This is a genomic window from Streptomyces sp. NPDC005706, from assembly GCF_040631045.1.
Lineage (GTDB): Bacteria > Actinomycetota > Actinomycetes > Streptomycetales > Streptomycetaceae > Streptomyces.
In genome coordinates this window covers 190,774-212,002 of record NZ_JBEXYS010000010.1, presented here as the reverse complement: position 1 = coordinate 212,002, position 21,229 = coordinate 190,774, and the positions used below count along the sequence as shown (strand labels likewise).

The 21,229-nt window shown below is 72.9% G+C and carries 18 protein-coding genes and 3 pseudogenes; 8 read left to right on the top strand and 13 right to left on the bottom strand.

Features of this window, described 5'->3' with window-relative positions; all coding sequences use genetic code 11:
- The 6 genes and pseudogenes from ABZ478_RS19230 to acsA form a co-directional block, all read right to left on the bottom strand.
- Positions 1–326, bottom strand: a pseudogene (locus ABZ478_RS19230) (hypothetical protein); the annotation flags it as partial.
- A 274-nt stretch (positions 327–600) separates the two neighbouring features.
- The gene (locus ABZ478_RS19225) at positions 601–1,965 is read right to left on the bottom strand and encodes an alkaline phosphatase (RefSeq protein ID WP_359550860.1); all 1,365 of its coding nucleotides are present in this window, start codon (positions 1,963–1,965) and stop codon (positions 601–603) included.
- A 108-nt stretch (positions 1,966–2,073) separates the two neighbouring features.
- Entirely contained in the window at positions 2,074–2,880 is an 807-nt protein-coding gene (locus ABZ478_RS19220) for an SMI1/KNR4 family protein (protein ID WP_359550859.1), read from the bottom strand.
- 64 nt (positions 2,881–2,944) lie between these two features.
- On the bottom strand, positions 2,945–3,271 hold the full coding sequence (locus tag ABZ478_RS19215) for an acyl carrier protein (RefSeq protein ID WP_359550856.1): 327 nt from the start codon (positions 3,269–3,271) through the stop codon (positions 2,945–2,947).
- Positions 3,201–3,659 (bottom strand): annotated as a pseudogene (locus ABZ478_RS19210) (thiamine pyrophosphate-dependent enzyme); the annotation flags it as partial. The gene ABZ478_RS19215 and the pseudogene ABZ478_RS19210, both read right to left, overlap by 71 nt.
- Before the next feature lie 72 nt (positions 3,660–3,731).
- On the bottom strand, positions 3,732–5,567 hold the full coding sequence (gene acsA, locus ABZ478_RS19205; RefSeq protein ID WP_359550854.1) for an acetate--CoA ligase: 1,836 nt from the start codon (positions 5,565–5,567) through the stop codon (positions 3,732–3,734).
- A gap of 304 nt (positions 5,568–5,871) precedes the next feature.
- Here acsA and ABZ478_RS19200 point away from each other — a divergent pair, with 304 nt between their 5' ends.
- From ABZ478_RS19200 to ABZ478_RS19180, 5 genes are read left to right on the top strand one after another with little or no spacing between them, the layout of a single operon-like run.
- A complete protein-coding gene (locus tag ABZ478_RS19200; RefSeq protein WP_359550852.1) occupies positions 5,872–7,053 on the top strand; it encodes a 4Fe-4S dicluster domain-containing protein in 1,182 nt (393 codons plus the stop codon).
- The gene (locus tag ABZ478_RS19195; protein ID WP_359550850.1) at positions 7,050–7,868 is read left to right on the top strand and encodes an FAD/NAD(P)-binding protein; all 819 of its coding nucleotides are present in this window, start codon (positions 7,050–7,052) and stop codon (positions 7,866–7,868) included. The genes ABZ478_RS19200 and ABZ478_RS19195 overlap by 4 nt, the downstream gene beginning before the upstream one ends.
- Before the next feature lies 1 nt (position 7,869).
- Positions 7,870–8,736: an oxidoreductase gene (locus ABZ478_RS19190; RefSeq protein WP_359550848.1), complete on the top strand. Its 867-nt coding sequence runs from the start codon at positions 7,870–7,872 to the stop codon at positions 8,734–8,736.
- Between the two features lie 24 nt (positions 8,737–8,760).
- A complete protein-coding gene (locus ABZ478_RS19185; protein ID WP_359550846.1) occupies positions 8,761–10,107 on the top strand; it encodes a nickel-dependent hydrogenase large subunit in 1,347 nt (448 codons plus the stop codon).
- The gene (locus tag ABZ478_RS19180; RefSeq protein ID WP_359550844.1) at positions 10,104–10,574 is read left to right on the top strand and encodes a hydrogenase maturation protease; all 471 of its coding nucleotides are present in this window, start codon (positions 10,104–10,106) and stop codon (positions 10,572–10,574) included. The genes ABZ478_RS19185 and ABZ478_RS19180 overlap by 4 nt, the downstream gene beginning before the upstream one ends.
- A gap of 13 nt (positions 10,575–10,587) precedes the next feature.
- Here the strand turns inward: ABZ478_RS19180 and ABZ478_RS19175 are convergent, their stop codons facing one another.
- The 6 genes from ABZ478_RS19175 to ABZ478_RS19150 form a co-directional block, all read right to left on the bottom strand.
- Positions 10,588–11,244, bottom strand: a complete 657-nt coding sequence (locus ABZ478_RS19175) for a TrkA family potassium uptake protein (RefSeq protein ID WP_359550842.1) — start codon at positions 11,242–11,244, stop codon at positions 10,588–10,590.
- The gene (locus ABZ478_RS19170) at positions 11,241–11,900 is read right to left on the bottom strand and encodes a TrkA family potassium uptake protein (protein WP_359550840.1); all 660 of its coding nucleotides are present in this window, start codon (positions 11,898–11,900) and stop codon (positions 11,241–11,243) included. Before ABZ478_RS19170 ends, ABZ478_RS19175 begins: the two co-directional genes overlap by 4 nt.
- On the bottom strand, positions 11,897–14,746 hold the full coding sequence (locus tag ABZ478_RS19165; protein WP_359550837.1) for a cation-transporting P-type ATPase: 2,850 nt from the start codon (positions 14,744–14,746) through the stop codon (positions 11,897–11,899). Before ABZ478_RS19165 ends, ABZ478_RS19170 begins: the two co-directional genes overlap by 4 nt.
- Entirely contained in the window at positions 14,743–14,967 is a 225-nt protein-coding gene (locus ABZ478_RS19160) for a hypothetical protein (RefSeq protein ID WP_359550835.1), read from the bottom strand. The genes ABZ478_RS19165 and ABZ478_RS19160 overlap by 4 nt, the downstream gene beginning before the upstream one ends.
- A gap of 371 nt (positions 14,968–15,338) precedes the next feature.
- Entirely contained in the window at positions 15,339–16,127 is a 789-nt protein-coding gene (locus tag ABZ478_RS19155) for an STAS/SEC14 domain-containing protein (protein ID WP_359550834.1), read from the bottom strand.
- 171 nt (positions 16,128–16,298) lie between these two features.
- Positions 16,299–16,700, bottom strand: coding sequence for a metalloregulator ArsR/SmtB family transcription factor (locus ABZ478_RS19150; protein WP_359550832.1), 402 nt, complete (start codon positions 16,698–16,700; stop codon positions 16,299–16,301).
- A 104-nt stretch (positions 16,701–16,804) separates the two neighbouring features.
- On the opposite strand from ABZ478_RS19150, the gene ABZ478_RS19145 reads away from it, so the two are divergent.
- Entirely contained in the window at positions 16,805–18,781 is a 1,977-nt protein-coding gene (locus tag ABZ478_RS19145; RefSeq protein ID WP_359550829.1) for a heavy metal translocating P-type ATPase, read from the top strand.
- 79 nt (positions 18,782–18,860) lie between these two features.
- Here the strand turns inward: ABZ478_RS19145 and ABZ478_RS19140 are convergent.
- Positions 18,861–19,014: pseudogene (locus ABZ478_RS19140) on the bottom strand (pirin family protein); the annotation flags it as partial.
- A gap of 284 nt (positions 19,015–19,298) precedes the next feature.
- On the opposite strand from ABZ478_RS19140, the gene ABZ478_RS19135 reads away from it, so the two are divergent.
- Together ABZ478_RS19135 and ABZ478_RS19130 are read left to right on the top strand one after the other, a co-directional pair.
- Positions 19,299–19,952 carry a response regulator transcription factor gene (locus tag ABZ478_RS19135; RefSeq protein ID WP_359550827.1) on the top strand — a complete coding sequence of 218 codons (654 nt, stop codon included), beginning with the start codon at positions 19,299–19,301 and terminating at the stop codon, positions 19,950–19,952.
- Entirely contained in the window at positions 19,943–21,211 is a 1,269-nt protein-coding gene (locus ABZ478_RS19130) for a HAMP domain-containing sensor histidine kinase (protein ID WP_359550825.1), read from the top strand. The genes ABZ478_RS19135 and ABZ478_RS19130 overlap by 10 nt, the downstream gene beginning before the upstream one ends.
- The last annotated feature ends 18 nt before the right edge of the window (positions 21,212–21,229 follow it).

The window sequence follows — 21,229 nt, the reverse complement described above, 5'->3', positions numbered from 1 at the left end:
GAGCGGTACTGCGCGGTGGCCAGCGAACCCAGGCCGTCGCGGAGCTTGTTGAGCTCCTCCTGGCCCCGGGCCACGTTGTCCTGGATGGTGGAGATCTCCTTCTGCAGCTTCTGCTGCTTCTCCTTGGCCCCGTTGTACTTCTCGGTGGCCTGCTCCGCCTGCTCGTAGAGCTTGTCGACCCTCGCCTTGACCTCGTCCTTGCCGAGCTTCTCGCTCGGGGCGGCGTTGGCGGCGTTCGCGCTCAGCGCGACGGCGGCGGCCGCCGCGGTGGTCAGCACGGTGACACGCGTGCGGCTGGGCTGCTTGGGTCGACGGTGGGACGCCACTAGGGACGGTCTCCTTGCTCCTTCGGCCGCCTGCCGGGCACGTCGGTGGGCGGGCCCCTGCGCCGTCACTCCGCTTGAGTGATCGCCTGAGCGGGGGGCTGGAGCCTGACCTTAATGACTTTCCTATGGATAGATCAAATGTTTGCATGCCGGGGCTCCGTTCGCCGTGCATGGCCCCGGGACGCCAGGGGGGGCGTGCCGTCGGCCGGACGGCACGCCCTCATACGGGCGTCGCCGCGGGGGAGTTGTCGCGCTCCGCCGCGGCCGCGCGGGCTCAGCGCAGGCGCAGCGCCTCGCGGACCGTGGTGAACAGGTCCGTCTGGTTGGTGACGCCGAGGACCCGGTAGGCCAGCGGGCCCTGGGCGGCGATCCGGACCTCGGTGCCGGTGTGCTCCTGGGACTGGCCGGGGGTGTTGGTCGAGTAGTTGACCTTGAGCTGCTGGCCCTCGTCGGTGACCAGGGTGGAGGACAGGCCGGGCGGGGTGGCCTCCAGCGGCACGATCTGGCTGGTGTGGCCGTGGTCGGCGGTGGTGACGACCAGGGTGTCGGGGTGCTTGGCCGCGTAGGCGCGGGCCACCTTCACCGCGCGGTCGAACGCCGCGGTCTCACCGATCTGGCCGCACGGGTCGGCGGCGTGGTCCTGCTTGTCGATCGAGGCGCCCTCGATCTGCAGGAAGAAGCCCTGCTCGGAGTGCTTGGCCCGCTGCTTGGCCTCCAGCAGCTCGATCGCCTTCGTGGCGGAGCCGGCGAGGCTGGGGGTGGTGGCCGGACGGTTCGGGTTGGAGGTGACGCACCGCTGCGGGTCCGTGCCGCCGACCGCCGCCGCCTTGCCGGTCCACTCGGTGGCCACGTTGCCCGGGGCGAAGAGGCCGAGGACCGGCTTGCCCGACTTGGCCGCCTTCATGGACGCGTTGTCCGTGACGACCTGGTAGCCCAGCTTCCGCGCCTGCTGGGTGACCGTCAGGCCCTTGTACCTGCCGTCGGTGACGGCCTGGTCGAAGCGCTGCCTGCCACCGCCGAAGAGGACGTCGACCTTGTGGTTGACCTCCTGCTCGGCGATCGAGCCCGGACCGCCCGCGGCGATCGTGTCGGCAGGGCACTTGGCCATGTCGGCCGGTCCCTGGCAGGAGCGGTCGGTGGCGTGGGAGGCGAGCACGGCCGGGGTGGCGTCGGTGAGTTCGGCGGTGGTGACGTCGCCGGTGGCGTAACCGTTCTTCTGCGCCAGCTCCAGCAGGGTCTTCACCGGCTTGTCCGTGCCGGGGGTCTTGGAGATACGGCCGTTCACCGTCTTCACACCGGTGGCCCAGCCGGTGCCGCTGGCGGCGGAGTCGGTGACGTAGTCCGGGGTGCCGTCGGCGTGCACGGCGTAGGTGGTGTAGGCGCCGGTGAGCGGGAACCTGTCCATGTTCAGGCGCCCGTTGGCGCCCACGGTGTAGTCACGGGCGAGGGTGATCTCCGAGTCGCCCATGCCGTCGCCGATCAGCAGGATGACGTTCTTCGCCTTCCCGCCCTGGATCGCGTTCCGCGCCTGCTCCTTGCCGCCGGAGGCGCCGGCGGCGCTGGTGATGGCCACGGCGGCGGTGGTGGCGGTGACCAGCGCGGTCGCGACCGTGAGGCGACGGCGGGTGGCTCTGTGCATGGAATGGCTCCTTGAGGCGTCAGGTGATCGGAAACGGTCCGACGGGGACCAGATCACCAGGCGCCGGCGAAGCGCGGGTGAACTACCGGCCGTGTGCACGTATCCAGGTCATGACACGCGGTAGTTCATGAACCAGTGGGTGTCGAAGTAGCGGGCCAGCGTGTAGGGATGGAGCGGGTCCACGAGGGCGTGGCAGACGAACCGCGCGGTGCCGTGGCCGAAGGCGAGGTCCCTCGTGTTGTCGAAGGACCGGACCACGACCGGCCACCGGTCGGGGTCGTCGCCGTCGGTCCGCCAGCAGTACAGGTCCTCGGCCTCGGTGCCCGCCCAGATGAGCAGACCGTCCGCCCGGAGGCTCGTCCACGGCTCCTGGTTCAGGTCCAGATATCCGTCGAAGGCGCCTTCGCCGAACGTCTCGACCATGCGCTTGTAGTCGGCCGGCAGCGTGGTGCCCAGACGCGATTCCAGTTCCGCCCAGTCCACGTCCGGCCGCTCGTCGGGCTGGTTCCAGCCGGTGATCTCCTTGAGGCGCTCCAGCCAGTCGACGTTCTCGTCGTCCTCGTCGGGAAAGACCGCGAGCGGCTGCGGCACCTCCCGTTGAGCGACCGCCAGCACCGGCCGCTCGGCCCCCTCGGCGTCCAGGGCCGTACCGGTGGCGACCCACTGGTCCCCGTACGCCCAGGCCCGTATGGTCACGGCCCGGTCCTGGAAGGGGACGAGGAGGGCCGCGCCCCTGGACTCGTCGACCGTCGGATCGGTGAAGCCGTCGAGGACGAGGGTGCGCGGGGTGCCGTACCTGTCGCCGAGCAGGTCGGTCAGTGCCTGCACGTCCAGATCGCCGGGCAGGTACATGTGGCCGGCTTCCGGCCCGAGTTCGGCGAGCAGATCGTTGAGGGCCCCTTGGGTGAGCTGCATGCCGGACAGTGAAGCGCACCGCACTGACAACGCGCGCTTCGGCACCCCGCCCACCCGGGCGCGGTCAGGTCCGGCCGGCGGTCCTGCCGACCAGGAACGCCACCGCGCCGGACAGCGTGTCCAGTTCGGGGTAGTCGTCCTCGTCGATACGGACTCCCGTCCGCTCGGACAGCAGCTCCACGAGGGTGAGGAAATCGAGCGAATCGAGTTCGAGCACGTCGCGGAACCGGTCCTCCGGTTCGAGCCGTCCGAAGTCGGCGTGCCTGGTGGCGGGCCAGGGCCGTGCCCATCGCGTACAGGTTGTTCTCGCAGACCAGCAGCAGCGGCAGGCGCCACAGCGCGGCGAGGTTGGCGGTCTCGTGGAACCCGCCCTCCGCGAAGGCGCCGTCACCGAAGAAGCAGCAGGTGACCCGGTCGCGGCCGGTCATCCGGTCGGCCAGGGCGAGGCCGGCCGCGAGCGGGAGCCCGCCGCCGACGATCGCGTTGCCGCCGTAGAAGCGCCGGCCGGTGTCGAAGAGGTGCATCGAGCCGCCGCGGCCCCGGCTGCATCCGGTGACCTTGCCGAACATCTCCGCCATGATCGCCTCGGCCGGGACCCCCCGGGCCAGCGCGTGCCCGTGTTCGCGGTAGGTCGACACGACCGCGTCGTCCTCCGTGAGCGCCTCGTTGACGCCGACGGCCACGGCCTCCTCACCGATGTAGAGATGCATGAAGCCCCGGATGCGCGCCACGCTGTACAGCTCCACGCAGCGCTCCTCGAACCGGCGGACCCGCAGCATCGACTCCAGCAGCGCCAGCCGGACCGGCGGCCCGGGCGGCGGGCCGCGGTGTGCGCCGGGATCGCGTGGTGGTCATGCGGACCGCTCCGTCCTCGCCGTGACGGACGGCGCCTCGGGGGCGGAGTCCTCGAGCGTGGAGATGTCGCCCTCGGGCAGGCCGAGTTCCCGTGCCCGCAGCAGGCGGCGCATGACCTTGCCGCTGCGGGTGTGCGGCAGCCGCTGGTCGAAGTCGATCTCGCGGGGCGCCACCGCCGGCCCCAGCCTGCGCCGGGCGAAGGCCAGCAGGTCCCGCCGCATCGCGGTGGTCGCGTCGAAGCCCGGCCGCAGCGTGACGAACGCCTTGACGATGTTCCCCGCCACGGGGTCGGGGCGGCCGATGACCCCGGACTCGGCGACCGCCGGATGCTCCATCAGCGCGCTCTCCACCTCGAACGGTCCGATGAGGTGGCCCGCCGACTTGATGACGTCGTCGGCGCGCCCGACGAACCAGTACCAGCCGTCCGCGTCGCGCCGCACCAGGTCGCCCGTCAGGTACCAGCCGTCCGCGAACGCCGCCGCGGTGCGCGGCTCGTCGTGGAGGTAGCCGCGGAACATGGACGGCCAGCCGGGCCGCAGGGCCAGCTCGCCCTCGACGCCCGGCTCCTCCAGCACGGTGACGTGCCCGCCGGCGACCTCCGCCCGGCCGTCCTCGCCGCGCCGCAGCACCGCCGCCTCCACTCCGGGCAGCGGGCGCCCCATCGAGCCGGGGCGGATGTCGCAGGCGGCGAAGTTGGCGATCATGATGGCGCCGGTCTCGGTCTGCCACCAGTTGTCGTGCACCGGCAGCCCGAGCACGTCCCGCCCCCACACCACGGCCTCCGGGTTGAGCGGCTCACCCACCGACGCGATGAACCGCAGCGCGCTCAGGTCGTAGGAGCGGGGCAGGTCGAACGGACCCGTCCTCGGCGTCGTCCGCATCAGCATGCGCAGAGCCGTCGGCGCCGTGTACCAGACGCTCACCCGCTGTTCGGCGAGGATCCGGTACCAGCGGCGGGCGTCGTAGTCGCCCTCGTCGACCACGACCGTCACACCGTGCATGAGCGGGGCGGTGATCCCGTACGACATCCCGGTCACCCAGCCGGGGTCCGCGGTGCACCAGTAGACGTCGTCCTCGTGCAGGTCGAGGGCGTACAGCGCGGACGTGTAGTGGGCGACGGCCGCCTCGTGCACATGCACGGCGCCCTTGGGGATGCCCGTCGTGCCGCTCGTGAAGTGCAGCAGGGCCATGTCGTGCGGGGAGGTCGGCGGGATGGTGAAGGTGTCGGCCGCGTCGGTCGTCAGCGCGGCGAACGAGAGGGTGCCGGGCAGGTCCTCGGCCCCGTCGCCGACGATCAGCACATGCCGCAGGACGGAGAGGTCGTGGCGTCGCCCGGCGACCTTCCTGCGGTACAGGTCCGCCGTGGTGACCAGCACCTGCGCGTCGCTCAGCGTCATCCGCTGGAACACCGGTTCCGGTCCGAAGGCGGAGAACAGCGGGCACAGGACACTGGTGTTCTTCAGCGTGCCGAGCACCACGGTGTACAGCTCGGGGCACCGCCCCAGCAGCGTCACCACCCGGTCGCCGCGCCCGATGCCGAGGGCCCGGAGCACATTCGCGAAGCGTGAGGTCGACCGGGCCAGCTCGCCATACGTCACGGACGTGACGGAGCCGTCCCGGCCGACGCAGCGCAGCGCGTCCGCCGTGGCCCGGCCCGATGCCGCGTGCCGGTCCACGGCCTCGTGCGCGATGTTCAGCCCCCGCTCACCGGGCAGCCCCTGCAGCGTGCCCCGAGCCGCGCGCCACGAGAAACCCGCGCGCTCCTTGTCGTAGTCGCGCAGATTGGGGGCGGTGCGCTTCGGTGCGGCCTTGTGGACGGTCTCCCATGGCATGCCGGCCGCTCCTTCCTTCGGGCCTGTTTCGACCATCCGCCCGGACCGCGCCGTCCGCACAGGGTCGAAGGGCCCCCGTACAGGGCCGTACGGCGCGAGTCCGCGGTGCCCGGCCGGCGCTTCGGCGGCGGCCGACGCAACCGCGTGCGGCACCCGGGCGCCGTCGGCCGCCACGGGGGTCCAACGGCCCCCGCGCACGTGCCCACCTGGCTCTGGCGGCGCGGCGGCATGCCGGAAAAGCTGAGATCGTGGCCTGAGGGGACGGCAGGGCCCAAGTGCCGTCCGCTGCCGAAGGAGGTCGGTCATGACAGCCGGCACCCAGGGGAACCCCGCCCCGGCCCCTGCCGACGGGCACGTGATGGGCAAGGACGGTGTGGCCGTCCTCGTGGATGTGCTGATCCGGCGCGGTTTCACCGTGATCGGCCCGACCGTCCGGGACGGCGCCATCGAACTGGCGGAGCTCCGGTCGGCCGACGAACTGCCGTACGGATGGGGGGTGGAGCTGGAAGCCGGGCGGTACCGGCTGCGGCAGCGGCCGGACGGCGCCGCCTTCGGACACGCGGCGGGCCCCCAGTCATGGAAGTCCTTCCTGCATCCGGCCCGGGTACGGCAGTGGAGCGCCGACCGGGCGGACGGGGAACTGGTGCTCACGGCCGACCGGACCGCACCGCCGCGCTACGCCTTCCTGGGCGTACGCCCCTGCGATCTGCGGGCCATCGCCGTCCAGGACCGGGTACTGACCGGTGGGGCGTACCGCGATCCCGGCTACGAGGAGCGGCGCTCGGGCGCCCTGCTGATCGCGGTCGAGTGCACCGAGCCCGGCGCCACCTGCTTCTGCGTCTCGATGGGCGGCGGACCCGCCGCCGGTCCCGGCTACGACCTGGCGATGACCGAGCTGGCCGACGCGGACGGGCACCGCTTCTGGATCCGTGGCGGCAGCCGGGAAGGCGAGGAGATCCTGGCCGAGCTGCCCACCCGCCCCGCCGACCCGGAGACCCGGGCGACGGCGCGGGCGGACGTCCTGGCCGCCGCCGACCGCATGGGACGGACCATGCCCGAGGCGGACCTGCGCGAGCTGATGGCCGGAACGCTCGAGGCGCCCCGCTGGGACGACGTCGCCGGGCGCTGCCTGACCTGCGGCAACTGCACCATGGTCTGTCCCACCTGCTTCTGCACCACCACCGAGGACGTCACCGACCTCACCGGTGACCACGCGGAGCGGTGGCGGCTCTGGGACTCCTGCTTCGACCTGGACTTCTCCCAACTGCACGGCGGCCCGGTCCGCGCCACCGCGCGCAGCCGCTACCGGCAGTGGATGACCCACAAACTCGGCACCTGGTACGACCAGTTCGGCTCGTCCGGCTGTGTCGGCTGCGGCCGCTGCATGGTGTGGTGCCCGGTCGGCATCGACATCACCGAGGAGGCCGCCGCCCTGCACGACTGGACCCGGTCCGGGGCAGCGCCCGCGCCGGAGACCGCGCCGTGACCACCGTGACGCCCCCGCTGCCGTACCGCGTCGCCGGGGCGTGGACCGAGACCGCCGACACCCGGTCCGTCGAGCTGGTCCCGGCCGGAGAGGCGCTCGCCCCGTTCGCACCGGGCCAGTTCGCGATGATCTACGCGTTCGGAGTCGGCGAGATACCCGTCTCGGTCAGCGCCCTGCGGGGGCGCGACGGAGGTCTCGTGCACACCGTGCGAGCGGTGGGCGCGGTCTCGGCCGCCCTGTGCCGGCTGCGCCCCGGTGACACCGTCGGTCTCAGCGGCCCGTACGGCACCGGCTGGAACCTCGGCGCGGCCGAAGGCCACGATGTGCTGGTCGTCGCCGGCGGCATCGGACTGGCCCCGTTGCGGCCGGTCGTGCACGCGGTCCTGGACCGTCCGGACGGGTACGGGCGGCTCACGGTCCTGGTGGGCGCCCGCACCCCCGCCGACCTGGCCTACCGCGACGAGATCGAGAGCTGGCGCGACCAGGCCCGGGTGGAGGTGACGGTGGACCGGCCCGGCCCGGGCCCGCAGGGCGCGGTCGGCGTCGTCACCACCCTCCTCGACCGTCTGGACCTGCGCCCCGAACGGGCCTGTGCGCTGGTGTGCGGACCCGAGGCGATGATGCGGCACACCGCACGCGACCTCGTGACCCGGGGACTGGTCCCGCACCGCGTCCAGGTGTCCCTGGAACGGAACATGCGCTGCGCCACCGGCCATTGCGGCCACTGCCAGCTCGGCCCGCTCCTGCTGTGCCGCGACGGGCCGGTCGTCGGGTACGACCGCGTGGCACAGCTGCTCCTCGTAAGGGAGTTGTGACATGGCCACCGGACCCGGACCCGGACCCGGACCCGGACCGGCAACGGGCCGACGGCCGACGCTCGCGGTGTGGAAGTTCGCCTCCTGCGACGGCTGCCAGCTGACCCTGCTCGACTGCGAGGACGAACTCCTCGGCCTCACCGAGCGCGTACGCGTCGACCACTTCCTCGAGATGACCCCCGTCGAGGCCGGCGGCCCCGGGCGCGCACGGCTCGACGGCCGCGGGCCCTACGACCTCTCCCTGGTCGAGGGGTCGATCACCACCGCCGAGGACGCCGAGCGGATCCGGCACGTCCGCCGTATCTCCCGGTACCTGGTGACCATCGGGGCCTGCGCCACCGCGGGCGGCATCCAGGCACTGCGCAACTTCGCGCACGTCGGCGACTTCCTCGCCACGGTCTACGCCCGGCCGGAGTACATCGAGACGCTGGAGACCTCCACGGCGATCTCGGCCCACGTCCCGGTCGACCTCGAACTGCGCGGCTGCCCCATCGACCGCCGCCAGCTCCTCGAGGTCGTCACCGCGTACCTGGCCGGACGCAAGCCCCTGATCTCCAGCCACAGCGTCTGCTTCGAGTGCAAGAGACGCGGCACCACCTGCGTCACCGTCGCCCACGGCACCCCCTGCCTGGGCCCGGTCACGCACGCCGGGTGCGGGGCCATCTGCCCCGCCTACGGACGCGGGTGCTACGGCTGCTTCGGACCGTCGGCCGAACCCAACCTGCGCTCCATGGTCGCCGAGTTGCGCCACGACGGGATGAGCGAGCGGGACATCCAGCGTGTCTTCCGGACCTTCAACGCCGCGTCGCCGGAACATGCCCCCGTACCCGACCTCGCGGCCGAGGAGCGGCAGAACCCCACCGCCTGACCGCACCGGCCCGGAAAGGCCCGCATGAACGAGCGCGGAACCCGCGACCTGCGACTGGACGCGCTGGCCAGGGTGGAGGGCGAGGCCGCCCTCCACCTGCGTGTCGACGGGGACACGGTCACCGAGACGCGACTGCGCATCTACGAACCCCCGCGCTTCTTCGAGGCCCTGCTGACCGGCCGGGGCCACACCGAACCCCCCGACATCACCGCCCGCATCTGCGGCATCTGCCCGGTCGCCTACCAGATGAGCGCCTGCCGGGCGGTCGAGGACGCCTGCGCGGTCACGGTGGACGGCCCCCTCGCGGAACTGCGCCGCCTGCTGTACTGCGGCGAGTGGATCGAGAGCCACGCCCTGCACATCCACCTGCTGCACGCCCCGGACTTCCTCGGCTGCGCGGACGTCGTGGAGCTGGCCCGCCGCGATCGGGCCGCCGTGGAGCGCGGGCTGAGAATCAAGCAGACCGGCAACGCGATCCTCGAACAGCTCGGCGGCCGCCCCGTCCACCCGGTCAACGTCCGCGTCGGCGGCTTCTACCGGACGCCGGCACCGGAGGAACTCCGCCCGCTGGCCGAGCGGCTGCGGCGGGCCCGTGAGGACGCGCTGGAGACGGTCCGCTGGGTCGGGGCGTTCGACTTCCCCGACGCCGTCTGCGAGCACGACCTCCTCGCCCTGCGCGACCCCGGCCGCTACGCCATCGACTCCGGAGCACCGGCGGTCATGGCAGCGGGGGCCGAAGGCCCGGAACCGCTCGAGTTCCCGCTGCCCGACTTCGAACAGCGCGTGCTGGAGGAGCAGGTGCCCTACTCCACGGCCCTGACGGCCACCCTCGACGGCCGCCGCCACCTCACCGGCCCGCTGGCCCGCTGGGCGATCAGCGGCCGGTGGCTGCATCCGGTGGCCGCCGAGGCCGCGCGGGACGCCGGTCTGGGAGACCCGCTGACCGGCGCGGTCTGCGGCAACCCCTACCGCGGCATCGTCGTACGCGCGGTGGAAGTGGTCCAGGCCGTCGAGGAGGCCCTGCGGATCATCGACGGATACGAGCGGCCCGCCCGGCCGGCCGTCGAGGTCCCGCCACGCCGGGGGACCGGCGCCGGCGCCACCGAGGCTCCCCGCGGGCTGCTCTATCACCGGTACACCCTCACGGAGGACGGCACGCTCACCGGGGCCCGTATCGTCCCGCCGACGGCCCAGAACCAGGCGGCCATCGAGGAGGACGTGCGCAGAGCGGCGCAGGCGCGGCTGCGCGCGGCGGGGCCCGCCGCCGGTGACGAGGAACTGACCCACCTGTGCGAACGGGCCGTCCGCAACCACGATCCGTGCATCTCCTGCGCGACCCACTTCCTCGACGTGACGGTCCGGCGCACATGACCGGCCGGGTCGTGGTGATCGGCGTGGGCAACCCCCTGCGCGGTGACGACGGCGTCGGTCCGGCGGCGGTGGAGGCCCTGCGGGGCCGGGTCCCCGACGGCACCGTCCTGGCGGTCAGCGACGGCGAACCGGCGCGCATGCTCGACCTGTGGCACGGCGCGGACGCGGTCGTCGTGGTGGAGGCGCTCCGCGCGCGGCCGTGCCGCCCGGGGGCCCTGCACACGTTCACGGGGGCGGAAGCGGCCGGCCGGACGACGGGTACGGCCAGCACCCACGCGCTCGGCCTCGGCGAGTGCCTCGCCCTGGCGGAGACCCTCGGCCGGCTGCCACCGAAGGTCGTGGTGCACGCCGTGGAAGTGGCGGACGTCGCACTCGGAGCGGGCCTCGGCGACGCGGTACGGTCCGCGCTCCCCGAGCTGGTCGACCGGGTCGCCGCCTCCGTACGGCGGACGTGGGAGGGCGACTGAACCGGGCCGGGGTTCACTGGAAGGCCGCGTGGATCTCCTGCTCGGTCGCCTCGTGCGACACGAGCAGCAGTTCGTCGCCGGGGAGCAGACGCTCCTCGGGCCGGGGCACCGTGGGCCGTCCGTCGCGCACCACGGTGGCGACCACCGTGCCGGCCGGCAGCGCGATCTCGCCGAGCGTGTGCCCCGCGGCCCGGGACTCCTCGGTGATCGCGGTCTCGATCACCTCGACGCCCGCCTTGCTCAGCCGCAGCAGGGCCACCGTGTCCGTGGCGCCGGTGGCCTCCTCGATGAGGGAGATCAGCGGAGTGGCCGAGGGGACGGCCACGTCGACGCCCCACCGCTGGTCGAAGAGCCAGGCGTTCTCCTCCTCGTTGACCCGCGCCGCCACCCGTCCCACCCCGAACTGCCGCTTGGCCAGCAGACCGATGACGAGGTTGTCCTCGTCCCGGCCGGTGGCGGCGACGACGAGGTCGCAGGCCAGGGCACCGGCGTGCTCCAGCACGCCCGGCTCGCAGGCGTCCCCGGCCACGACGCGCACCTGCCGCAGGCCGCCGAGTTCGGCCACCCGGTCGTCGTCGTACTCGACCAGGGTCACGTCGTTGCGGGCGGCGGACAGCACCTGGGCGATCTGCGTGCCGAGCCGGCCCGCGCCCGCGATCAGGACCCTCACGTTCCCAGCTCCTTGTCGAGGAAGCCGCTCAGCCGGCCCAGCGCCGTCGCGGCGACGCCGAAGGTCACGACGTCACCGGGATGGGCCAGCACCCCGTGGGCGGGCAGCATCGACCGCCCGGCACGGGTGATCTCCACGACCCGGATCTCGCCCTCCACGTCGAACTCCGTGACCTGCCGTCCCGCGAGATACGACGGCAGCCGGGAGCGCACGAGGAGCGTCTCGCCGTTGCCGAAGGAGAAGTCCGGGGTGAGGTGGCGGTGCAACAGCATCCGGTGGATGCGGTTCACCGCCCAGCGGACGCTCGAGATCGTCGGGATGCCCAGTTCCCGGTAGAGGTCGGCGCGGCCCGGATCGTGGATGCGGGCGAGGACGATCGGCACCCGGTACGTCTCCTTCGCGGTCCGCGCGCTGACGATGTTGCCGTTGTCCCCGGACATGACCGCGACGAAGGCGTCCGCGTGGACGATCCCGGCCGCCTCCAGCACCGGGCGGCTGAAACCGTTGCCCACGTGGAAACCGCCGGAGAAGCCCGGTGACAGCTTCTTGCGCGCCGCGGGCCGCAGGTCGACGATCCGTACGTCGTGGCCCTCGGCGGCCAGCCGCGTGGCCAGCGCGGCCCCGACCCGGCCACAGCCCGCGATGATCACTCTCATGGCGTTCCTCCCTCCGCACCCGGCGACCGGCGCCGCAGCGCCCACTTCCTGACTTCCTCGGCGGCCAGGAGCAGCGCCCCGAACGCGGCCAGGACCGCCCAGTCGGCGGCGGCCAGCGGCGCGGTGTGGAAGACCGCCTGGAGCGGCGGCGCGTAGCTGATGGCCGCCATCAGCCCGATGCCGAGGCAACCGGCGGCCAGCAGCCACGGATTGCCGGACAGCCCGGTCCGGAAGACGCTCTCCCGGTCGGTGCGCACGGCGAGCGCGTTGAAGAACTGGCTGACGACGATGCCCGCCTGGACCATGGTGATCGCCTCCCGGTAGACGGGATCGCTCCTGGTGAAGTCCGCGTACGGGATGCCGGAGGCGTTGACGTGCCAGAAGAAGACGGCGCACACACCGAGGGCCTGGATGCCGCCGAGGAAGAGGATGCGGCCCATGACGGCCGTCGAGAACAGCCGCTCCTGGCGCGGCCTCGGCGGACTGTTCATGACGTCGGGCTCCATCGGCTCCGCACCGAGCGCCAGGGCGGGCAGCACGTCCGAGCCGAGGTCGATGGCGAGGATCTGCACGGCCGTGATCGGCACCAGCGGGAACCCGGCGAAGGTCGCCGCCAGGATCGGCGCGAGCTCGGCGATGTTGTGGCTGAAGAGGTAGATCAGGAACTTGCGGATGTTCCGGTAGACCGAACGCCCCAGTCCGACGGCGGTCGTGATGGACGCGAAGGAGTCGTCGAGCAGCACCATCACGGCCGCCTCGCGGGCTACGTCGGTGCCCGAGGCGCCCATGGCGACACCGATGTCGGCGTGCTTGAGGGCCGGGGCGTCGTTGGCGCCGTCGCCCGTGACGGCGACCACCTCGCCACGCCGCCGCAACGCCGTGACCACCCGCATCTTGTGCTCGGGGCTGACCCGGCACAGCAGCAGTTCCCCCGAGCCGGCCAGCAGGGCGTCGAGGGCGGTGTCGTCCAGCGCGTCCAGCCGGGGGCCCGTCACCACGGTCGGGTCCGGCCCGCGCACGATGCCCACACGGCGGGCGACGGCCTCAGCGGTCAGCGGATGGTCACCGGTGACCATCACGATCCGCACCCTCGCGTGCCGGCAGGCGTCCACCGCGTCGCGCACCTCCGGCCGGGGCGGGTCGTACATCCCGGCGAGCCCGAGCAGGGTCAGCCGCGTCTCGGCCTCCTCCGGTGGTGGACGCGGACCGGGAATCTCCCGCCGGGCGACCGCGAGCACCCGCAGGCCCTGTCCGGCCATGTCGTCCGCGGCCGCCGCCACCCGGCCGCGCTCGGCGTCCGTCAGCGGTGTCCGCGTGCCGCCCCGCTCGACGGCGTCGCAGCGGGTGAGCAGTTCCAGCGGTGCGCCCTTGGCGTAGGCGAAGAGGCCGCCGTCGCTGTCGCGGTGCACGGTGCTCATCAGCTTGCGGACGGAGTCGAAGGGATGCTCGGCCACCCGTGGTGTCCGGGCCTCCTCGGCCTCCGGATCGAGGCCGGCCTTCCGGGCGGCCACCAGCAAGGCGCCCTCGGTGGTGTCCCCGAGCACCCGCCAGGTGTCCCGTCCGGCCGGCGGGACCAGCCGGGCGTTGCCGCACAGGGCCCCCGCCCGCAGCAACTCCAGGACGGACTCCGCGCCGGCGACCTCACCGACGGGCGCGTACCCCACTCCGGTGACGGTGTGCGGGACACCGTCCGCCCACAGCCGTACGACGGTCATCTCGGCCTGGGTGAGGGTGCCCGTCTTGTCGGTGCAGATCACACTGGTCGAGCCGAGCGCCTCCACGGCGAGCAACTGCTTGACCAGCGCGTGTCGGCGGGCCATGCGGCGCACGCCGATCGCCAGGGACACCGAGAGCGTGGCCGGCAGCCCCTCGGGCACGAGGGCCACCATGACGCCCAGGGAGAAGACGAACGTGTCGACGAACGGCTGCCCGCTGGGAATGCGCACCGCGAACAGGAGGGCGCCGGTCGCGAGTGCCACCGCGGCGACCCGGCGGGCCATGACGGAGACCTGGCGCTGCAGCGGGGTCCGCTGCCTCGGCGCGGTGGCGGCCAGCCGGAAGATCCGCCCGAACTCGGTGGCCGCTCCGGTGGCGAACACGACGGCCTTGCCCGTGCCCGCGACCAGGTCGGTGCCCATGAACAGGCAGTTGCGCGCCTGGAGCGGCGGTCCCGGCGGCACGGGTTCCGCGACGCGGGCCACGGGATCGCTCTCGCCGGTGAGCGCGGCGTTGTTGACGGCGGCCTCCTGGGCCTCGACCAGCCGGCAGTCGGCCGGCACCGCGTCCCCGGCCTCCAGGACCACCAGGTCGCCCGGGACCAGCTCCCGCGCGGGAAGCTCGCGTCGCACCGCGTCGCGCAGCACCCGGCAGGTGTGCGGCACCATCGCCTGCAGGGACTCCGCCGTCCGCTCGGCCGAGTACTCCTGCGCGAAGCCGATGCCGGCGTTCAGCAGCACCACCCCGAGGATCGCCAGCGCCAGTTGCAGAGTGGCCGGATCCCCGGGCTGCCCCAGCCAGTACGCGAGGAACGTGATCGCCGAGGAGACGAGCAGGACCACCGCGAAGAGGTCGGTGAACTGTGCGGCCAGCAGCCGCCGCACGTGGCCGCGGCTCACCGGGGGAAGTTCGTTGGCACCGTAGCGGTCCCGGCGCGCGGCCGCCTCGCCCGGTGCGAGACCGCGTGGTGAGCCACCGGTGGCGGCGAAGACATCGGCGACCCGCAGGATGGCGACGGACGAGGCGGACGCGTCCCGTCGATCCGGCCCCCGAGCCGTCGGCGTGACATCCGTCCGCGGTCCGTCCGCGCGGTCCACGGCCGTTTCCCGCCGGGCGGGACGAGTGCTCATGCCCCGGACTCCGGATGAGGTCCCGGCGGCTCCCGCGGGACGCTCGAGGCGAGCGAACCGAGCGGATCGGCGAACCGCCGGAGGACGTGGGGGAAGAGGTCGCAGATCGTCGGCACGCCCGCCGTCCGGCCCGCGTCCAGGACCGGAGGCCGGCGGGCACCGGCGCGACGGTGCGGGGCGACGCACCCCGGGGAAGCGGTCATGACCTCGGCGGCCTTCATGCGGTGGCTCCTCGCTCTCCGGTGATTCGGGCCGGATCCGGTGCGTCCTGCCGTGCCGCGGCCCGGAGGCCGTCGAGCGGGCCGGCCACCGGCCGCCGTGGGCCTGCGGGTCCGTCAGGCTCCGGCCCGGGCCCGCGGTCACCGGGGCCGCTGCCCGCCCGACCGCGCGCACGTCCGGGAGCCGGCGACGCCGGCCCCGGAGTCGCTGCCGTCATGGCGGCGCGGGAACCGCCGCGGCCCCGGCCCGTCCCGGCCGGCGCCGGCGGCACGCCGGATCGCGCGGTCGCCGACCGCCGCACGCCCGTGACGCGCCGGCCCGGCCCACGTCCTGCGCCGCCCGTACCCGGAGCCGGACCGAACGGCCCCCGCGGTCAGTCCGCCACGCTGGTGCCCGGGGCCGTGGCCGTGGCGTCGCGGCCGGGAGGGCCCGAGGCCCAGGCGACGGCGTCCTCGAGCTCGGTGTACTCGAACCGCCGAACTTCGGCCCGGACGAAGTGGTTCGCGAGATGGGGTGCCAGTTCGGCGAACCTGCTGTCGGCGGCCAGCGCGATCCGCTTGACCCTCCGGTGGTGGTCCCGGACGAACCGCACGTGCCGGAGCAGGCTCCGGAAGTTCTCCCAGCCCGGGAAGGCGCGCACGTGCACCACCACGCCGTCCAGTGCTTCATGGCCGGCGAGCCAGTTGTCGACGGTCTGCGCCAGCGCGTCGAAGTCCTGGACGCGCAGCGGCTGATCGACCTCGATCACGACGACCCGTTCCTCGGACCGGAGCCGGTGGGAGACGCCGGGACCTTCGGGCAGGGAGGTGAGCCAGCGCAGCGCCTCCTCGCGGTCCGCGCAGCCGTAGACGCGTACCGGACAGGGCATCAGGAAGCTCGCGAGCCGGGTCGACTCCCGGATCCAGCGGATGTCGCTGACGACCGCGCAGCCCTCGAACAGGCGCATGGAGCCGACGCCCACCTTGAGGTCCTCCCACCCGGCCGCCGGCCTGTACGACCTGAACTCCGGGCCGCACTCCCACAGGAGCCGGATGCGCCGGCCCTCCCTGCGTGCCTCGTCGAGGAGCGGCTCGATCACGGCCTCGTAGTCGTCCTTCGTCACCGTGCCGATCGCCTTGACCGCGTCGACTCCCGGGGGCGCGTCCTGGGCTCTTTCCAGCATGGCGTTCCTTCTCTCAGGTCGGCCCGGCCCTACCGCTCAGCACCAGTGTGGAGTGCCCGTCCTCCGCGCGCACACCGGCGGGCGGCCGCGACCGAGCAAGCCGGCCCGGCGAGGACAACCGCGCCCGACTCGACGACCGCCGGACCGCCGAAGCCGCCCCGGATCCGCCGGTCAGGTGCCTGCCAGACGCGCCCCTTCCGGCTCCGGCTCGGCGCGGGCGGCGGCGTCGGCCAGGCCGAGGCGCAGGTGCTCGACGTGGTGGATGGCCTGGTCGATGAGTTCCGCGACGTGGTTGTCGTACAGGGAGTACACGATCGAGCGGCCCTTGCGGGTGCCGACGACGAGGCCGAGGTTGCGCAGCAGACGCAACTGGTGGGAGCAGGCCGACTGCTCCATGCCGACCTCGGCGGCCAGCTCGGTCGCGGGCAGCGGGCCTTCGCGCAGGCGGGACAGGATGAGCAGCCGCGAGGGGGTCGCCAGCGCCTGGAGGGTGGTGGCCACCTTGGCGGCACCGGCCGCGTCCAGGCTCCTGCGCGGGACGTGTCCTGACGGCTGTGCGGCTCCATGACCCATGCGCTCATGGTAGCGGCACCACGAATGAACACATGAATGAGTCTTCATTTATTCCTGTTACGGTGGTGAGGTCGGACCCCGCCCACCACGAAGGACCCGCGCCGATGTCATCCACTCTCACCCGTCCGGCGCCGCCCGGTGCCGTCCCGGACACCGGAGCGCCCCGTCGCCGCACCCGGATCCTCGCCCTGCCCGAGGCCCGCTGGGCGGCCGCCGCGCTGGTGCTGTTCCTGATCGCGCTGCCCCTGTACCTGTCCGGGGCACCGGCCTGGACCTGGGGCACGCTGTTCGCGGCCGTCTACGCGACCGGCGGCTGGGAGCCGGGCTGGGCCGGGCTCCGGGCGCTGCGGGAGAGGACCCTGGACGTGGACCTGCTGATGGTGGTCGCCGCGCTCGGGGCGGCGGCGATCGGGCAGGTGCTGGACGGCGCGCTGCTCATCGTCATCTTCGCCACCTCGGGTGCGCTGGAGGCGATCGCCACGGCCCGCACCGCCGACTCCGTGCGCGGCCTGCTCGACCTCGCGCCCGCCACGGCCACCCGGATCACCGACGGCGGCGCCGAGGAGACGGTCCCCACCGGACGGCTCGCGGTGGGCGACACCGTTCTGGTGCGGCCCGGTGAGCGCGTCGGCGCCGACGGCCGCGTGCTGGACGGGGCCAGTGAGGTCGATCAGGCCACCATCACCGGTGAGCCGCTGCCGGTGGCGAAGGAAGCCGGGGACGAGGTGTTCGCCGGCACCCTCAACGGCACCGGCGTACTGCGGGTGAAGGTCGAGCGGGATCCGTCCGACTCGGTGATCGCCCGGATCGTGGGCATGGTGGAGGAGGCCTCCGGGACCAAAGCGCCGACCCAGCTGTTCATCGAGAAGGTCGAACAGCGCTATTCCCTCGGCATGGTGGCCGCCACCCTCGCGCTCTTCGCGCTCCCGCTCGCCTTCGGCGCCGCGCTCCAGCCGACGTTGCTGCGGGCCATGACCTTCATGATCGTCGCCTCGCCCTGCGCGGTGGTGCTGGCCACCATGCCGCCGCTGCTGTCCGCCATCGCCAACGCCGGCCGCCACGGCGTGCTGGTCAAGTCGGCGGTGGTCATGGAACGCCTCGGGCAGATCGACGCGGTGGCGCTCGACAAGACCGGCACCCTGACCGAGGGCACCCCGAGGGTGACCGGCATCCGTGCCCTGGCCGCCTCCGGCCTGACGGAGGACGAGGTGCTGCGGCTCGCCGCGGCGGCCGAACACCCCAGCGAGCACCCACTGGCCCGCGCGATCGTGGACGCCGCCCGCACCCGGGGTCTGGACATCCCCCCGGCGGCGGACTTCGACTCCGCGCCCGGCACCGGCGTGAGCGCCACCGTCGAAGGCGGGACCGTCGCCGTCGGCAGCCCGGTCCGCCTGTCGGACGACCGCCCGGACCATCCCGCCATGGCCGTGGCGGTGGACCTGGAAGAGGAGGGCCGCACGGCCGTGCTGGTCACCATCGACGGGGAGCCGGCGGGGGTCCTGGGCATCGCCGACCGGCTGCGTGACGAGGCCGCCGCCACCGTCGCGGCCCTGGGCGAGCTGACGGGCCTCACCCCGGTCCTGGTCACCGGTGACAACCCACGCGCGGCGACGCGGCTCGCCGCGGAGGCCGGCATCACCGACGTCCGCGCGGGACTGCTGCCGCAGGACAAGGTGACGGCGGTGCGGGAGATGGAACGGGCCGGGCGGAAGGTGCTGGTGGTCGGAGACGGCGTCAACGACGCCCCCGCGCTCGCCGCCGCCCACACCGGCATCGCCATGGGCCGCGCCGGCTCCGACCTCGCCCTGGAGACCGCCGACGCGGTCGTGGTCCGCGACGAGCTGGCGACCATCCCCGCCGTCGTCCGCCTCTCCCGCCGGGCGCGCCGCCTCGTCGTGCAGAACCTGGTCATCGCCTCGGTGTTCATCACCGGCCTGGTGATCTGGGACCTGGCCGGCACCCTGCCCCTGCCGCTGGGCGTCGCGGGCCACGAGGGCTCCACCGTCGTCGTCGGCCTCAACGGCCTGCGCCTCCTCGCCGACGGCGCCTGGCGCCGCGCCCGGACCGGGACGGAAGCCTGAGCCGCCCCGGCCGGTGACCGGCCGGCCCGCGGCCGCCGCGCCGCGGTTTCGGCCGGCGAGGGCGCCGTGCCCGCGCGGGTCAGCGCACCCGTCCCCGCGGCTTCAGCGGCACCGCGGGCAGCTCGGGCGCGCGCAGCGGGGCGCCGTCGTAGCCCTTCACCTCGCCGAAGCGGGTGCCCGTCGCCCAGATCCTCACGGGCCTGCTCGATCTCCGCCTGGGTGCGGGCGACAAAGGCACATTCCGAGTTGGACCTGGACGCGGTATGGAGCTTTTGGATCGTGTACTTCTTCACTCGCCCGCTGGGCGCTTCGATCGACGACTACACGGCGGGTTACGCGGCGTGAGCTGCGAGCCGGTGCGTTGCTTTCTGCCGCCGGCGTCGGCAACGTTCGACGGGGATTACGGCAAGGGTGGTGCCGCACTCTTCGCGTAGCCGGCTGGAAGGGATTTCGCCGGCTACTAGGGCGCTGAACAGGGGAAATGGAGAACTCTCGCCGGAGTGCCTAGGGTCGGCGCGTGGCTTTTATTATGGTGTGCGAAGATGACGCAGCGGTCCGCGACGTTCTCAAGCGCGCACTGGAGCACGACGGTCATACGATCGGGGTCGCTTCTACGGCGGACAGCCTGCTGCGGCACCTCGAGCCTGCCCCTCATCTGATCGTCCTGGATCTAGGCCTTCCGGACGCTGATGGCCGCGATGTCTGCTTGGCGCTGCGCGCACGCGGCGTTGATGTCCCGGTGCTGATGCTGACTGCTCTGGATGGCGTGCATCACAAGGTGGGCGGCTTCGAGGCGGGAGCCGACGATTACCTGACGAAACCGTTCGACGTACCGGAGTTGCTGGTGAGAGTCCGCGCCCTGCTGCGCAGAACGACCGCGACGACTCCGCGAGGGGGCGTCGTTCTCGATCCGGCGAGACATGTCGTGATCTATGGTTCGACGAGCGAGAGTCTGACGCCGACCGAGTTCCGGCTGCTGGGCAGGCTCATCGCTTCGCAGGGCGAAGCCGTACGCCGTCACGCTCTCGTTGCCGCTGGTTGGCCGCATGGCGCGCAGGTCAGCGACAACACCCTCGACTCCTTCGTTCGGCGGCTACGGACCAAACTCGGTGCGCTGGGCGTGGCCGATCGCCTGGCGACGGTCCGAGGGGTGGGCTATCGATGGCAGTGACGGGCTTCCGTGGGAGGGGCGTCGCGCTGGCGGTTCTGATCGCGACAGCGGTGGTCGCCGTGCTGGTGGTCTTCTCCCACGTGTTGCTGAGCCGGGTGACCGACGCCGACGCGAAGGCTCTGGCGCACACACGGGCAGAGGCGGTGGCGGCGAACGCAACCGTGCGCAGTGGCCGTGTCGTGCTGATCGAGAACGGCAGCGAAGCGCTGGACACGGTCGCGTGGGTCTACGCCGATGGGCACCTCATCGACGGGCTCGTGCCGCGCGGTGTTCTTGACCGCGTCGAGGCGCTCGCCGGCTCCGGGAAGTCCCGCACCATCACGGTCGGCAATGACCTTCTGTATGCCCAGCCGAGCCGGCTCGAAGGCCACCGCGTCGTGGCGGTCGTGAGGGTGGATCTGACGCCGTACGAGACGTCGGAGGAGCGCAGCCTGGCGCTGTCTCTCATCTTGGGCGGCATCGCGGTCCTGCTCGCAGGCGTCGTCGCCTACCTCATGGTGGGGCGTGCGTTGCGGGTGGTTCACGACATGGCCGCTCTTGCCGACGACTGGGTCGATCACGAAAGCGGGCACCGATTCGACCTCGGCGTTCCTCGTGATGAGTTCGGGGAGCTCGGGCGGACTCTGGATCGTCTGCTTGACCGCATAGACAACGCGTTCGCGGACGAGCGCCGGCTCACCGATGAGATCGCCCACGAATTGCGGACGCCCTTGACGGCCCTGCGGGGCGAGGCGCAGTTGGCGCAACTCTCCGGTGAGAGTCTGGCGCCGGAGGTTGTTCTGACCGAGGTCGACCGCCTGAACACGGCGATCATGACGATTCTGGGTGCCGCCCGGACACGGATCGGTGGCGGTGACCGCTGCGATCTCAGGGCGGCGGCGCGACAGGCGATAGCCGGCCGCGCCATCGAACTCGCCGTCCCGGCCGACGTCGATGTCGCCGTGGCAAGCGAACTCGTGGTGGCTGTGTTGTCACCGTTGCTGGAGAACGGCCTGCGGCATGCCGGTTCGCGCGTATGGGTCACGGCGCGGATCCAACCCGAGGGCGCCGTGATCAACGTCCTCGACGACGGCCCGGGGTTCGACCCGGACGAGGTCGACCGGGTCTTCGAAGCGGGTGTGACCAGCGGCGACGGGCACGGGCTGGGGCTGGCCGTGGTAAGGCGTCTCGCCGCGTCGGCAGGAGTGGCGGTACGCGCGATCGCGGATGGTCACGGCCGCGTCGAAGTGACCTTCCCCACACCCCAGATGGCTGCGTAGTCAGGTTGTGTGCAGGTT

What these genes read in the sequence shown, in the direction of transcription:
- ABZ478_RS19165 (WP_359550837.1), bottom strand. Translation starts at nt 14,746, where the DNA reads ATGAGCACTCGTCCCGCCCGGCGGGAAACGGCCGTGGACCGCGCGGAC.
- ABZ478_RS19155 (WP_359550834.1), bottom strand. Translation starts at nt 16,127, where the DNA reads ATGCTGGAAAGAGCCCAGGACGCGCCCCCGGGAGTCGACGCGGTCAAG.
- ABZ478_RS19170 (WP_359550840.1), bottom strand. Translation starts at nt 11,900, where the DNA reads ATGAGAGTGATCATCGCGGGCTGTGGCCGGGTCGGGGCCGCGCTGGCC.
- acsA (WP_359550854.1), bottom strand. Translation starts at nt 5,567, where the DNA reads ATGCCATGGGAGACCGTCCACAAGGCCGCACCGAAGCGCACCGCCCCC.
- ABZ478_RS19200 (WP_359550852.1), top strand. Translation starts at nt 5,872, where the DNA reads ATGACAGCCGGCACCCAGGGGAACCCCGCCCCGGCCCCTGCCGACGGG.
- ABZ478_RS19145 (WP_359550829.1), top strand. Translation starts at nt 16,805, where the DNA reads ATGTCATCCACTCTCACCCGTCCGGCGCCGCCCGGTGCCGTCCCGGAC.
- ABZ478_RS19220 (WP_359550859.1), bottom strand. Translation starts at nt 2,880, where the DNA reads ATGCAGCTCACCCAAGGGGCCCTCAACGATCTGCTCGCCGAACTCGGG.
- ABZ478_RS19190 (WP_359550848.1), top strand. Translation starts at nt 7,870, where the DNA reads ATGGCCACCGGACCCGGACCCGGACCCGGACCCGGACCGGCAACGGGC.
- ABZ478_RS19150 (WP_359550832.1), bottom strand. Translation starts at nt 16,700, where the DNA reads ATGGGTCATGGAGCCGCACAGCCGTCAGGACACGTCCCGCGCAGGAGC.
- ABZ478_RS19225 (WP_359550860.1), bottom strand. Translation starts at nt 1,965, where the DNA reads ATGCACAGAGCCACCCGCCGTCGCCTCACGGTCGCGACCGCGCTGGTC.
- ABZ478_RS19160 (WP_359550835.1), bottom strand. Translation starts at nt 14,967, where the DNA reads ATGAAGGCCGCCGAGGTCATGACCGCTTCCCCGGGGTGCGTCGCCCCG.
- ABZ478_RS19185 (WP_359550846.1), top strand. Translation starts at nt 8,761, where the DNA reads ATGAACGAGCGCGGAACCCGCGACCTGCGACTGGACGCGCTGGCCAGG.
- ABZ478_RS19180 (WP_359550844.1), top strand. Translation starts at nt 10,104, where the DNA reads ATGACCGGCCGGGTCGTGGTGATCGGCGTGGGCAACCCCCTGCGCGGT.
- ABZ478_RS19130 (WP_359550825.1), top strand. Translation starts at nt 19,943, where the DNA reads ATGGCAGTGACGGGCTTCCGTGGGAGGGGCGTCGCGCTGGCGGTTCTG.